Origin of the sequence: Chryseobacterium shigense, from assembly GCF_014207845.1 — a bacterium.
In the GTDB taxonomy this organism is placed as follows: domain Bacteria; phylum Bacteroidota; class Bacteroidia; order Flavobacteriales; family Weeksellaceae; genus Chryseobacterium; species Chryseobacterium shigense_A.
This window is the reverse complement of the sequence record NZ_JACHLC010000007.1, coordinates 20,438-34,321: the sequence shown is the minus strand read 5'-3', so window position 1 is coordinate 34,321 and position 13,884 is coordinate 20,438. Positions and strand designations below refer to the sequence as shown.

At 36.8% G+C, this 13,884-nt stretch carries 11 protein-coding genes; 7 read left to right on the top strand and 4 right to left on the bottom strand.

Going from position 1 to position 13,884, the window contains the following annotated elements:
* Positions 1 to 440: 440 nt before the first annotated feature.
* The 3 genes from HNP36_RS18160 to HNP36_RS18150 are packed head-to-tail and all read left to right on the top strand — an operon-like array spanning position 441 to position 5,723.
* Positions 441 to 2,633 (top strand): prolyl oligopeptidase family serine peptidase, encoded by a 2,193-nt coding sequence (locus tag HNP36_RS18160; RefSeq protein ID WP_184167143.1) that lies wholly within the window; start codon positions 441 to 443, stop codon positions 2,631 to 2,633.
* Position 2,634: 1 nt separating this feature from the next.
* On the top strand, positions 2,635 to 4,878 hold the full coding sequence (locus HNP36_RS18155; protein ID WP_184167139.1) for a lantibiotic dehydratase family protein: 2,244 nt from the start codon (positions 2,635 to 2,637) through the stop codon (positions 4,876 to 4,878).
* Between the two features lie 2 nt (positions 4,879 to 4,880).
* Entirely contained in the window at positions 4,881 to 5,723 is an 843-nt protein-coding gene (locus HNP36_RS18150) for a thiopeptide-type bacteriocin biosynthesis protein (protein WP_194304158.1), read from the top strand.
* Positions 5,724 to 5,772: 49 nt separating this feature from the next.
* On the opposite strand, the gene coaE is transcribed toward HNP36_RS18150, so the two are convergent.
* From coaE to ruvB, 4 genes are read right to left on the bottom strand one after another with little or no spacing between them, the layout of a single operon-like run.
* Positions 5,773 to 6,402 carry a dephospho-CoA kinase gene (gene coaE, locus HNP36_RS18145; RefSeq protein ID WP_184167137.1) on the bottom strand — a complete coding sequence of 210 codons (630 nt, stop codon included), beginning with the start codon at positions 6,400 to 6,402 and terminating at the stop codon, positions 5,773 to 5,775.
* Positions 6,403 to 6,411: 9 nt separating this feature from the next.
* Entirely contained in the window at positions 6,412 to 7,278 is an 867-nt protein-coding gene (locus tag HNP36_RS18140; RefSeq protein WP_184167135.1) for an MBL fold metallo-hydrolase, read from the bottom strand.
* 14 nt (positions 7,279 to 7,292) lie between these two features.
* On the bottom strand, positions 7,293 to 7,904 hold the full coding sequence (locus HNP36_RS18135) for an FMN-binding negative transcriptional regulator (protein WP_184167131.1): 612 nt from the start codon (positions 7,902 to 7,904) through the stop codon (positions 7,293 to 7,295).
* A gap of 5 nt (positions 7,905 to 7,909) precedes the next feature.
* On the bottom strand, positions 7,910 to 8,932 hold the full coding sequence (gene ruvB / locus HNP36_RS18130; protein ID WP_184167127.1) for a Holliday junction branch migration DNA helicase RuvB: 1,023 nt from the start codon (positions 8,930 to 8,932) through the stop codon (positions 7,910 to 7,912).
* Between the two features lie 217 nt (positions 8,933 to 9,149).
* On the opposite strand from ruvB, the gene hutI reads away from it, so the two are divergent.
* The 4 genes from hutI to HNP36_RS18110 all read left to right on the top strand — a co-directional run bounded on the left by hutI (position 9,150) and on the right by HNP36_RS18110 (position 13,832).
* Positions 9,150 to 10,376 (top strand): imidazolonepropionase, encoded by a 1,227-nt coding sequence (gene hutI, locus HNP36_RS18125; protein WP_184167124.1) that lies wholly within the window; start codon positions 9,150 to 9,152, stop codon positions 10,374 to 10,376.
* Between the two features lie 2 nt (positions 10,377 to 10,378).
* A complete protein-coding gene (locus HNP36_RS18120; protein ID WP_184167121.1) occupies positions 10,379 to 11,476 on the top strand; it encodes a DUF695 domain-containing protein in 1,098 nt (365 codons plus the stop codon).
* 10 nt (positions 11,477 to 11,486) lie between these two features.
* The gene (hutG, locus tag HNP36_RS18115; protein ID WP_184167118.1) at positions 11,487 to 12,401 is read left to right on the top strand and encodes a formimidoylglutamase; all 915 of its coding nucleotides are present in this window, start codon (positions 11,487 to 11,489) and stop codon (positions 12,399 to 12,401) included.
* A gap of 138 nt (positions 12,402 to 12,539) precedes the next feature.
* A complete protein-coding gene (locus HNP36_RS18110) occupies positions 12,540 to 13,832 on the top strand; it encodes an aldehyde dehydrogenase family protein (protein ID WP_184167115.1) in 1,293 nt (430 codons plus the stop codon).
* Positions 13,833 to 13,884: the final 52 nt, after the last annotated feature.

Genomic DNA, 13,884 nt, shown 5'->3' with positions numbered 1-13,884 from the left:
AGCTCTTTCATTTTGGGCAAAAATTAAATTGCCAAAAAATAACATAATAGGAAATATAAATCTCATCACCTTATAAATACAATACAAAAGTACATTTTTCTTCATCAAAGAAGCGAATAAGAAAAAAATTAATGAATGTATATTTATTTCATTTAATATCAGAACTTTGTATTGATGAGATAATATAAATTTATAAATCTATATTATATACTTATGGTTAATCTGAAAAATATTCTTTAATTTACATCGAATTTTAAAATATAATTGTTGATGAAAAAACAGATTGTAAATGAAAAAAAATTGTCGTTAAAGAAACTACAATTGATGAAAGTGAATAACATGAGAGTTATTAATGGCGGAGGCGGAGGTATGGCATTTTCTATTGAAGACAATGAGGTTGAACCAACCCCACCAATTGTTAAGGATCCGCCAATCAAAAGATGAGAATCTTAATATTTATTATTACGAGCTGTTTCGTAGTCTTTATCAGAGCCCAAAAATCTAATCCGGCCCCTTCAGTACCTGCTAATGATGATTATCATGGAGTAAAGATATTGGATGAGTACAGGAATTTGGAAAATCTACAGGATTTAGGCACAATTAATTGGATGAAATCTCAAACCAATTATGCCAATTCAATACTTGATAAAATCCCCAACCGGAATTATTATCAGGAAAAGAGACTGGAGTTTGATAAAAGACAAGGATATTCAATATCCGATCTCAAAATAGCTCGTAATAACAAATATTTTTATCTGAAAAGAAACGGAGATGAAAAAATAGCAAAATTATATTACAGAGAAGGATTTCAGGGCAAAGAAGAAATGCTTTATGATCCTGCTGATTTTATTTCTGCGGATAAAACCCCAGACAATAAAAATGAATTTATAATTAACTATATAAGTCCGGATTGGGAAGGTAATAGAATTGCAATTTCCCTCTCTAAAAACGGCAAAGAAATTTCCGAGATCATTATAATGGATGTAAAAGGCAAACACATTCATCCTGAAATTATTACCAATACAGAACCTGCAAATGTAGGAGGAGTAAAATGGCTGGATGATAACAGCGGTTTTTTCTATTCTTATTTTCTTATTAACGATTCCCAATCTCAGGAATTTTATAAAAACACTAAAACCATACTATATAAATTAGGTACTGATCCTAAAAAACTGATCGATGTATTTTCATCAGCTAATAATCCGGATTTAAAAATAACGGAAGAAAAATTCCCAATTATTTTAGATTTTGATGTACATGACAAATATTATGTCGGAATGCTGGTTGACTATGAAGATTACAGGCAGACCTTTATTATCAAAAAACAAGACTTACTGCAAGGCCGGAAAAACTGGAAACCTTTATATAATAGAGATGATAAAGTCAGGTCCCTGCAAGTAGTTAATAATGAGGGTTTTTTCTTATCCAGGTACAATAATACACCCAATTATAAGCTGTGCAAAACTAATATTGAGAATCCGGATTTTAAAAATCCGGAAATTCTGATTCCGGAGAAAAAGGATGAGGTCATTAAAGCCTATAATGTAACCAAAGATGGGATTTATTATACCACAACAAAAAACGGAATAGAAGCCAAACTGTATTTATATAAAGACGGAAAAGATATTCCGATCCATCTTCCTTATATATCGGGAAGTATTGATCTTCAATCCAAAGGGAAAGATTATTCAGACATTTGGGTGACCTGTTCCGGTTGGGCCAATGATGAACAGCGCTTCAGATATAACCAGAAATCAGGCACATTTTCTTTGGAAAGTCTGGTGCCGATAATAGAGTATCCCGAATTCAAAGACGTTATTGTTGAGGAAATTACAGTAAAAGCAAGAGATGGAGAAGAAGTTCCGTTATCCCTGATCTACAGTAAAAATCTTAAAAAGGATGGAAAAAATCCGGTTTTGATTGATAGCTATGGTTCTTATGGAACGTCTAATAGTCCATATTTTGCCAAAGGGTATATGCTATGGGCGCTTCAGGGAGGAATTACAGCTATTGCCCATGTGAGAGGAGGGGGTGAAAAAGGAGAGAAATGGCGCTTAGGAGGGTTTAAAGAAACTAAACCTAATACATGGAGAGATTTAATTGATTGTACAGAATATCTGATAAAAGAAAAATATACTTCCAAAGATAAAGTAGCTATCTGGGGAGTTAGTGCCGGAGGAATTACCGTAGGAAGAGCAATGACAGAAAGGCCCGATCTGTTCAAAGCAGTAATTCTTGAAGTAGGAATGGCTAATGCTATCAGGGACGAAATTTCTGCCAATAATAATGCCAAAGAATTTGGAACGGTAAAAGACCCTAAAGAATTCAAAGCCTTATTGGAAATGGATGCCTATCATCACATTAAAAAAGGAGTAAAATATCCATCAACTCTTATCACAGGAGGAATAAATGATGAGAGAGTTGCTATATGGGAGCCTGTAAAATTTGCTGCAAAACTTATGGCCAGCGATGCTTCTGCCAATCCCGTACTGTTAAAAGTAGATTATGAAGGAGGGCACGGAGGTAATGTATCCGTAGAACATGCGTACTCTAATTTATCTGATATTTTTGCTTTCGCTTTGTGGCAATTAGGAAATCCTGATTATCAGCCAAAAGAAAACATCCAAAAATAAAATGTCTCGTTTCCCTTACCAGTTTCTCGAAGAATTTATTGTTCGTACCCCGCTTTTCTCACTTAAGAGCTTTCGCGAAAAATTAGGAGATATCTATCTTTCAGATCAGGAACTCGGGGAAATTTGCCATAATTCTGTTTTTCAGGAAGCAATTTACCTTGCATCTCCTTATCTGTATGAAGAACTTATGCGGTGGCTGGGTTCAGAAAATGAACTTTCAGCTAACCAGCACCAAAAGTTAAAGAATACCATACTGAAATACTATAACAGAATGAGTACACGATGTACTCCTTTCGGGCTATTTTCAGAAGTGGGATCAGGAGAGTTTGCCAATAATGCAGGCCTATCCTATATAGATGGGAAACATCCAATAACAGATAATAAAGTTCGTGATACTAAACTTGATATGCACTTTCTGGTTGGTTTGGCCCACTACTTTGTAACAGTACCGGAAATCAGAAATCGACTTTTATTTTATCCTAATAACAGTATTTATACAATAGGAAATAAAATCCGTTATATAGAATATCAGTATACGTCAGGAAAGAGAGACTATATTATTTCATCTGCCCCGCTTTCTGATGAAATACAGCATATTTTAGATTTTTCAGCACATGGAAAAACTATTACACAGATTGCCGGAATTCTTGTTAATGATGAAATAAACAAAGAAGAGGCCGAAGAATTTATCAATGAGCTTATTGATAATCAGGTTTTGGTCAGTGAGCTGGAACCCACTGTTTCCGGGAACGATTTTTTAGACACCATCATCTCCGTTTTAAATAGAAGAGGAGCTGAAAATAAAGCCCAAACCCTAATTTCTGTAAAAGATCATCTGAACAGATTGGATCTTAAGTTAGGAAACTCCATTTCGGTTTATACAGAAATAGAACGACTTATCCGGTCTGTTTTCATTTCGGCGGAGGAAACATCAGGTGAGCCTGAATATGAGAAGAAATACCTTTTTCAAACGGATCTGTATTTCCAGAATACAATCTATCTTTCATCCCACTGGAAAAAAGAATTGAAAAATGGAATCAGTTTTCTGAATAAATTAACATTACTCAATAAAAATAGCCATTTAGAAGAATTTAGAAAAGCGTTTTACGACAGATTTGAAGCTGAGGAAATGCCTTTAGCCTATGTTCTGGATATGGAAGTAGGGATTGGTTACAGGCAGGATATTTCAGTAAAAGGCTTGCATCCTTATTTGGAAGATCTGAAAACTTCCGGAAGTAAAAAGAAACAGGAGCTTCATATTCAGCTCAATCCTGTTCAGGTCATTCTCAATCAAAAATTACAGGAAGCATTATCAGATAAGGAATACACTATTAAATTATCTGATGAAGATTTTAATGATTTTGAGATAAACTGGAACGATCTTCCCGATACAATGTCCATTATGGCTGAAATTATTTCGGAAGATAGCCGGGAAAAGCTGGTTTTAAATGGAGGTGGAGGAAGCAGTGCAGCCAATTTATTAGGAAGATTCTGTTCAGAAAAATCAAGAGTGCAGCATATGGCAAAAGTCATTGTAGGAAAAGAAGAGAAGCTTAATCCGGATTATGTTGTAGCAGAAATTATCCACCTTCCCGAAGCACGGATAGGAAATGTAATCAGAAGACCCAACTTAAGACATTATGAGATTCCTTACCTGGCACAATCTACTTTGCCGGAGGAAAACCAGATTCCAATAGATGACCTGTATATTTCATTAAGAAATAATAGAATTGTTTTACGCTCCAAAAAACTGAATAAGGAAATTAAACCTTATTTAACCAACGTCCATAATTATTATACCAATACTTTGCCGGTTTATCATTTTTTATCAGATCTGCATTCACAGGACTCCCGTACCGCATTGTATTTTAATTGGGGAGGTTTAAGCGAAATTTATCAGTTCTTGCCAAGAGTTGAGTATAAGAATATCATTCTGTCAAAAGCTCAGTGGAAAGTAACGGAAAAAGAAATCGGGCAATTTTCACCATTAATTAATAATAAAAAGGAGCTTCTTGCTGAACTTAAAAACTGGCGAAAGAAAAGACAGATTCCTCAGTGGATACAATGGGTAAAATCCGACAATAAACTTACCGTTAATCTGGAAAACAGCGATTTGGTAAACATGTTTATTGATGCTATAAAAAATCAGAAATCAATTATCATTGAAGAGTTCTTATACAATGAAAATGATGATTTCAAACGTGAATTTATTTTCCCAATGTATAAAGTGAATCAAAACCAATAACGATGAAAAGAAAATTTGCTCCCGGATCCGAATGGCTGTATCTGAAAATCTATACAGGAGTAAAGACGGCTGATGTTATTCTGGAAGAAGCCATTCAACCGTTAACAGAACTTTTTAAACAAAATACATATATTTCACAATGGTTTTTTATCCGGTATAATGATCCTAAGCCGCATGTAAGGCTAAGATTTAAATTAAATACTGCCGAATATTATAATGAAATACTAGGTAAAATTAACAAAGCTCTTCAGCCCTTTACAGAAAGTGGAGAAATTTCTAATATTCTGCTTGATACTTACAACAGAGAGATTGAAAGATATGGAGAACATACCATCGAAAATGCCGAGACTTTATTCTATAAAAACAGCGAATTTACTCTACAATGTTTGCATTACGATGATGAAGAGAAGATTATTGTAAGTCTTTTTTATATTGATGAAATTCTGAATAAACTTAAAATCCCGGTTCAGGAAAAACTGGGATGGATCAAAGATTTTAATGCTGCTTTTAAAAGAGAATTTAATGCAGATAAAAATTTGAATAGCCAACTGGATAAAAAATACAGGGAATTTAAACCGAAATTTACAGACTTTCTTCAATCAGAAGAATTTTCAGAAGAAAGAACAACGATTGTTTCCCATATTGAAGAAAGCAGCATTGTTTTTCAAAACATTACAGATCATAATGAAAAAGGTTCCTTAAAAATATCTTTGCAGGATTTTTTCCAAAGCATTTTTCACATGAATATCAACCGGCTTTTTGTTTCAAATCAAAGATTATTTGAAATGATAATTTATGATTATTTGTTGAGGCACTATAAAACCTGTGTCTACAGAAATCAGTAAAGTTGTAGAATAAAAACCCCCGATAGAATTTTCTGTCGGGGGTTTTTATTTATTCGATATTGAAAATCACCTGTTCGGTTTGTTCCTTGAGATCTTCCAGGTTGGTATTGTTGTAGATAATGCAGTCGGCAAGTTTTATTTTATCCTTTTCAGGCATTTGCTTTTCCATGACGGCTTCTACTTCGCGGTAGGTCTTTCCGTCCCTGTCCATCACCCTTTTAGCTCTGATATTATCCTCAGCGGTAACCAGAAGCGACTTATAACATTGCCTGTTCAGCTTTAATTCAAACAATAAAGCTGTTTCTTTAAATACTAAGTACTTGGTTTGTTTTTTCAGCCATTCTTCAAAATCGATCTTTACAGCAGGATGAATGATTTCGTTTAATTCCTGCAGCAGATCTTTATTATTAAAAACCTTTTCTGCAACAAATTTTCTGTCATAAAGATCATTGGTATCATAAGCTTCATTCCCCAGTAATTCCTTGATCCTGATCTTTAAATCTTCGCTCTCGTTTACAATGGCTTTTGCCCTGTCATCAGAATAGTAAACCGGAAATCCGAATTCTTCAATAAAACGGGCTACCGTTGTTTTTCCTGAGCCTATACCACCGGTGAGCCCAATAACCTTGGGTGCTGGTTCCGGTTCTGCTTTCTGTGTTTCTGAATGTAAATCTTCCATAATTAAAAATTAATATCCAAAAACATCATTAAAACTGTGAATTTCATCTAATCTTACCCCTTTTTCGGTCATTTTAAGACTTGCAAGCTCGTTATGGGCATCATGTTCAAAGAACAGAAGATATTCATTATCTACACATTGCTTCAGGAATTTGCCTTTCTCTTCCATAGTCAGAAGAGGTCTTGTATCATATCCCATCACATAAACCTGGTTGATGTGTCCTGCAGTAGGAATGAGATCTGCTGCAAAAACAACCGTTTTTTCCTGGTACTGGATTACCGGAAGCATTTGTTTTTCCGTATGCCCGTCTACAAAGATCACGTCCATTTTCAGATCAGGGGCAAATCCGTAATTTCCTGTAGTAGGAAGCGGTAAAAAATTAAGCTGCCCGCTTTCCTGCATAGGAAGTATATTTTCTTTTAAAAAGCTGGCTTTTTCCCTTGCGTTAGGCTCTGTAGCCCATTGCCAGTGATTTTCATTGGTCCAGAATTGTGCATTTTTGAAAGCCGGTCTGTATCCTGTTCTGTCATCATTCCATTCAACAGCACCTCCGCAGTGGTCAAAGTGAAGGTGGGTAAGGAAAACATCCGTAATATCTTCTCTTACAAAACCGAATTTCTTTAAATTTTTATCAAGGCTGTCGTCTCCCCAAAGCGAATAATGCCCGAAGAATTTATCATCCTGTTTATTACCGAGACCACAGTCTACCAGGATCAGTTTTTTGCCGTCTTCTATAAGCAGGGAACGTGTTCCCAGTTCAATCAGGTTTCTTTCGTCTGCAGGATTGGTTTTTTCCCACAGACTCTTTGGGACGACTCCAAACATGGCACCGCCATCCAGTTTAAATTTTCCACATTGTATTGGATATAGCTTCATATATATTTTGATTATTATTTCTTGATTAATTTCATTTTCTCAGCAATCTTTTTCCCGTTCTCATCCGAATGTTCAAGCTCCGAAATGATATTCTGAAAATCATGATCCTTCCTGTTTTGAGAAAGCTTCTGCTTGATGAATATTTCTGTAGGAATTATTTTCAGGCCGAAAGCTCCCTTCATTTCCTTTTCTACGAATTCCCTTCCCATATCTTTTACCATCACAGGGCATTTCTGGGATGCTTCATATTTGGAAGTTAATTTTTCCAGATGCCGGTACAGCTCATCATGGTTCATCAGCTGCACTTTTCCATAAATCTGAACTGCTTCATAATTCCATGTTGAAACATTGATATGATCATACCAGCTGCTCGAAATATACGTATGAGCACCCAGAAAATCACAAAGGACATCATCACCGTCTTTTAATGTTTTTGCCTGAGGATTAGCTCTTGAAATGTGAGTTTCAATATAAATATTCTCAGGATCAGCTTCATTAAGCATCATCATAGAATGAGTGGCCCTTATCTTTTCAACAGAAGAAACGAGCAAAGCAAAAGCATTTTCCCTGATGATTTCCTTCATCAGATTATAATCTTCACTTCTGTATAATTTTGGTATAAACATAGAGGTTAAAATAATTCTCCCGGATTTTTAGGACGGGCTATGTTTAAATGCTGATAAGCCTTCTCTGTTACTTCTCTTCCCCTCGGTGTTCTGATGATGAATCCTTCCTGGATCAGAAAAGGTTCGTAAACCTCTTCCAGCGTTTCAGGATTTTCAGCAATGGATGTTGCCAGTGCAGAAATTCCTACAGGTTTTCCTTTGAAGTTTTCAATCATGACACGCATGATCTTATTATCCATTTCATCTAATCCAAACTCATCTACATTCAGAGAGTTCAAGGCATATTTTGTAATATTGATCTCAATTTCCCCATTTCCTTTGATCTCCGCAAAATCACGGACCCTTCTTAATAAGGCATTTGCAATTCTCGGAGTTCCGCGGCTTCTTCTGGCAATCTCTATCGCTGCATCCTCATAAATCTTACTCCCCAAAACCCTGGAACTTCGTTGAATAATCATAGATAAAAGCTCAACGGAATAATACTCAAGTCTGCTTTGGATCCCAAATCTGGCCAGCATGGGCTTTGTCAGCATCCCGCTTCTCGTTGTAGCACCTACCAAAGTAAAAGGATTCAGGCCAATCTGAACACTCCTCGCGTTAGGACCGGTCTCCAGCATAATATCTATCTTGTAATCCTCCATGGCAGAATACAGATATTCTTCCACAACAGGAGATAAACGGTGAATTTCATCAATAAAAAGAACATCATTTTCTTCCAGATTCGTCAATAAACCTGCTAAACTTCCGGGTTTATCCAAAACAGGGCCGGAAGTAATCTTACAGTTTACCCCAAGTTCATTAGCAATAATATTGGCTAAAGTTGTCTTACCCAGACCCGGCGGACCATGCAGAAGAACATGATCAAGGGCACCCCCACGCCTTTTGGCAGCACTCACAAAAACTTCAAGGTTTTCCAAAGTTTTTCTCTGCCCGGCAAAGTCCTTAAAACTCTGGGGACGGATCTGCTCCTCCTGCATAAGTTCTTCATGCGAGTAGTTTTCCTTATCTGGATGTAAAAAATCTGGCATTAATTCATTTCATTTACCTCAAAGATAGGAAATTTAGGCTAAGGTTAAAATTTGGATCGAGAAAATTCAGCGATTGAGAAATAAGGTTACGGTAAAGGCTGAGGTAAATACATTAACAGAGGCTTAAACTGATTTTGATTTAGCAGATTAAGATATTTTTAAGTATTTTTGAGAGAAGAAAATAGTATAAACAAGCTGTAGCTTTAATCTTAGATAAATGAAATTAATAGGGCCTTTCAAGCAGATCGTGACGTTGGCAGATCTTCCGTTAAGAGGAAAAATATCCGATGAGCAAATTGATATTATTACAGACGGTGGAATTTTAGTGGATAATGGCTTGATTAAACAAATGGGGAATTTTAAGACATTAAAGGATGAAAACTCAGATGCTGAAACAGAATCTGTTGAAGGAGATCAGATTGCTCTTCCCGGGTTTGTGGATTCCCATACCCATATCTGTTTTGGAGGGAACCGTGCCAATGATTTTGCTATGCGTAATGCAGGAAAAACATACCTTGAGATTGCAGAAAGTGGCGGCGGGATATGGAGTTCTGTACAGCATACCAGAAATGCTTCGGAAGAAGAACTGTTAAAAACATTACTTGAACGTATCAGTTTCCTGGTTTCATTGGGAATTACTACTATTGAGATAAAAAGCGGCTACGGGCTGGATGTTGAAAATGAGCTGAAAATGCTCAGAATTATTAAAAAAGCACAGAGTCAGACGAAAGCTAAGCTTGTGCCAACATGCCTTTCCGCACACCTGAAACCAAGAGATTTTGAAGGAAATAACCAGGAATATTTAGATTATATTCTTACGGAAATTCTGCCTAAAGTAAAAGAAGAAGGATTGGCCCGGCGTGTAGACATATTTATAGAAAAATCTGCATTCCAGCCTGAGGAAAGCAAAGATTTCCTGCTTAAAACTAAAGATTTAGGTTTCGATATTACAGTTCATGCAGACCAGTTTACGCCCGGAAGCTCAAGAATTGCAGTGGAAGTAGGCGCAAAATCTGCAGACCATCTGGAAGCTACAATTGATGAAGATATTGAGTTTCTGGCAAAATCAGATACAGTAGCTACGGCCTTGCCGGGCGCGAGTTTGGGATTGGGAGAAAAATTTACCCCTGCCAGAAAATTATTAGACGCAGGAGCCATCCTGGCCATTGCCAGTGACTGGAATCCCGGATCCGCTCCGATGGGAAATCTTATTACCCAGGCTTCCATTCTGGCAACATTTGAAAAACTAACCACAGCCGAAGTGTTGGCCGGAATGACCTTCCGTGCTGCCTATGCCTTAGGTCTTGAAAATATTGGAAAACTGGAACCCGGAAAAAAGGCAGATTTTGTTACCTTTAAAACAGACAATTTCCAGAATGTACTTTATCATCAGGGAAGCCTGAATGCAGAAAATGTGTACATTGACGGAAGCCTAATTGACTAAATATGGGAATTTTTGATAAGATCTTAGGTAAAGGTAAACCTGAAAAGAATATCCGGACGTATCAGGACTTTTGGGATTGGTTTTTGACGAAAGAAAAGACTTTTTTTGAAGTCGTTAAAGACAGAGAAAATATTGAAGAACAGTTTTTTGATGTGATCTCCCCTGAACTCGCTAAGATCAACAGCGGCTATTATTTTCTTTCCGGAATGAGCGATGAGCATACCGCAGAGCTTATCATAACAGTGGAAGGAGATGTAAGGAAAATTATTTTTGCTGAGGAACTTATTGCAGTGGCTCCACAACTTGATCGTTGGAAATTTACAGCTTTAAAACCTCAGACTGATATAGAAAATGTAGGAATCAGGATGAACGATCTGGAGTTCAGAAAAGATAATATCTGGTTTTATTCCAATGAAATAGAAGGATATCCTGATGAAATTGATCTTGTTTTTGTATATGAAGACCTGAATGAAGAAAACAGAAGTTCTGCAACAACAGGAATATGTATTTTTCTCGATAATTTCTTAGGTGAATTGAATTTCGCTACTCAGATTGACACTTTCAGCATTATCGGTAAGAATGAAGCTGAGAAAGAGCTTGTACCCATTGAAAAATTAAAAGATTTTCTCCTTTGGCGGGAAAGAGAGTTCACCGAAAAATATAAAGATTCAGAAATCCTGGTAGCTGATGATCAGTTTTCTCTTCTTGAAGGAACTTTGGAAAACGGGATGCCGCTTATGGCAGTAGTTAATGCCGCTTTATTGAAATATAAGGCAAAAGCTTCCTATCCGTGGATCTCAGTTCTGAAAATTACCTACGATGGAAGTAATAATGATGGCCTTCCTGAAGAAAAAGATTATAACAGGATAAATAATATTGAAGATCTTGCAATAGAAAAACTTCCTCTTAAAGATGGCCATTTGTACATCGGAAGAGAAACAGCAGACAGCTGCAGAAGCATATTTTTTGCAAGCAAAGATTTCAGACAAGCCTCAAAAATTTTTGATCAGGTGATAAAAGATAATCCTGAGTATAAAATTACACTTGAAATTTATAAAGACAAATACTGGCAGAGTTTTGAAAGCTATAATGTAAATTAAAAGGACATTTATGATTTGGCAAGGCAGATTAGACGGAGAAGAACCTCTTTTCCACAGAATATTTCAAAGAGTTAAAGAAGAACATAATTACGATAATATAACGGCTGATGACTTTGCACTGCACGGTTTTGCCGTAGATGAAGGAGTAAGAAGAAATAAAGGCCGTCAAGGTGCCAAAGATGCCCCTGATGTCATCCGGAGAAATATGTCTAATTTCCCGGTTATCCGTCCTGATTTTTCCCTTCTGGACTTTGGGAACCTGACATGTGAAGACGGTAATTTGGAAAATACCCAGAACAATCTTGCAAAAAATGTTTCAAAAGTACTGCTGAAAGGCGGAAAATCAATTGTTCTGGGAGGCGGGCATGAAGTTACCTATGCTCACTATTTAGGCGTAAAAACTGCTTTTCCTGAACAGAAAATCGGGATTATCAATATAGATGCCCATTTTGATAACAGACAGCTGGAAGAGGGAGTGGGAGCGAGCTCAGGAACCGGATTCTGGCAGATTGCCCAGGAAGGGCAGATCAATTCACTTCATATTGGTATCCAGAGGAATTCCAATACCCTGAAACTGTTTGATACAGCCCATCAGTATGGAATGAAATATATCCTTGCAGATGAAATCTTCTTTGAAAACCTTTCATCCATTTATCAAAGGATTGATGAACTGGTGGATAGTGTAGATTTCCTTTATCTTACAATCTGTATGGATGTTTTCAATGCATCGGTGGCACCGGGAGTTTCCGCTTCTGCCTATAACGGGATCTTTGCAGATACAGCTTTTATGCATTTTTACAGACATATTTTAAAAAGTGAAAAGCTCCTTGCATTGGATGTTGCTGAGGTAAATCCTTCCCTTGATATTCAGGACAGAACAGCAAGACTGGCGGCATGTCTTGTGAATGAGTGGTTTATGATCTAAAAGGGAATTATATTATTTCGATAGAGAAAAATCATTGCTTTATTTAGCCTTAAGGAATAAAATTTGTTACTTTCACAGTGCTTTTAGAATGAAAGCATTAATAAATTCATTTTGTGAATTTAAAACAGAAATTATATTATGGAACAGTTAATTGAAAATAAGCTTATTAAAGCAGATAAGACATTTTCAGAATGGAGAAAAGTACCGTTTGAAGAAAGACAGAGGCTGATTGCAAAAGCGGCAGAAATTTTAAAAAGCAACTCAGAGAAATTTGGCAGGATCATCACAGCAGAAATGAATAAGCCTATTTCACAGTCGATTGCTGAGGTAGAGAAATCTGCACTGATGATGAATTATTATGTTGAGGCTGAGAATATTTTAAAACCTGAAAAAGTAGATTCTGAATATACCTACTCTGAAATCCATTATGTTCCGAAAGGCGTAATTTTAGGTGTAATGCCATGGAATTTTCCTTTCTGGCAGGTGCTGAGGTTTGCTACACCAGCTATTTTATCCGGAAATACAGTCGTTCTGAAACATGCTTCAATCTGTTTCGGGAGCGGAAATGCTATTGAGGAAATATTCCTGGAAGCAGGTTTTCCTGAAGGTGTTTTCCAGAACCTGGAAGTAGGGCACAAAGAAGTAAAAGAAATCTTAGAACATGATGCGGTAAAAGGGGTAAGCCTTACAGGAAGCGGGAAAGCAGGCGGGGAAGTGGCTGCCACTGCAGGACTGAACGTTAAAAAATCCCTTCTTGAACTTGGCGGAAGTGATGCATTTATCGTTTTGGATGATGCTGATCTGGATAAAGCTGCAAAAGTGGGTGCTCAGGCAAGGCTTCAGAACTGTGGCCAGACCTGTGTCGCTGCCAAAAGATTTATTATTGATAAGAAAACAGAAGATGAGTTTCTTCCGAAATTCATTGAAGAATATAAAAAGTTTGTTCCGGGAGATCCGAATGATAAGGAAACCAAAATCAGCGGTATGGCAAGACCGGACTTAGCTGATGATCTGGAAAAACAGTTTAACAAAGCTTTGGAGAACGGAGCGGAAATCATTATTCCGCTGGAAAGAATTTCAGATAATGAATTCAATCCGGGATTGATCCGGGTGAGAGAAGGAAATCCAATCCTGCAGGAAGAGCTTTTCGGACCTCTGGGAATGGTTATGATTGCGGAGAATGATGAAGAGGCGCTAAAAATGGCGAATGATATCCCTTTCGGACTTTCCAACTCTGTATGGACAGCAAATAAAGAACGCCAGTTATTTTTTATTGAAAATCTTGAATCTGGGACGGTGAATATCAACAGAATGACGAGTTCTGATCCGCGTTTTCCCTTCGGTGGAACTAAAGCTTCCGGTTATGGAACTGAACTTTCATTGCTGGCTTTGAGGGAATTTGTAACACCTAAGACTATTGTGGGAAATTAAATGATTTAATTATTTAAACCATAAAAAACTCCCGGAAAAACTAATTTTCGGG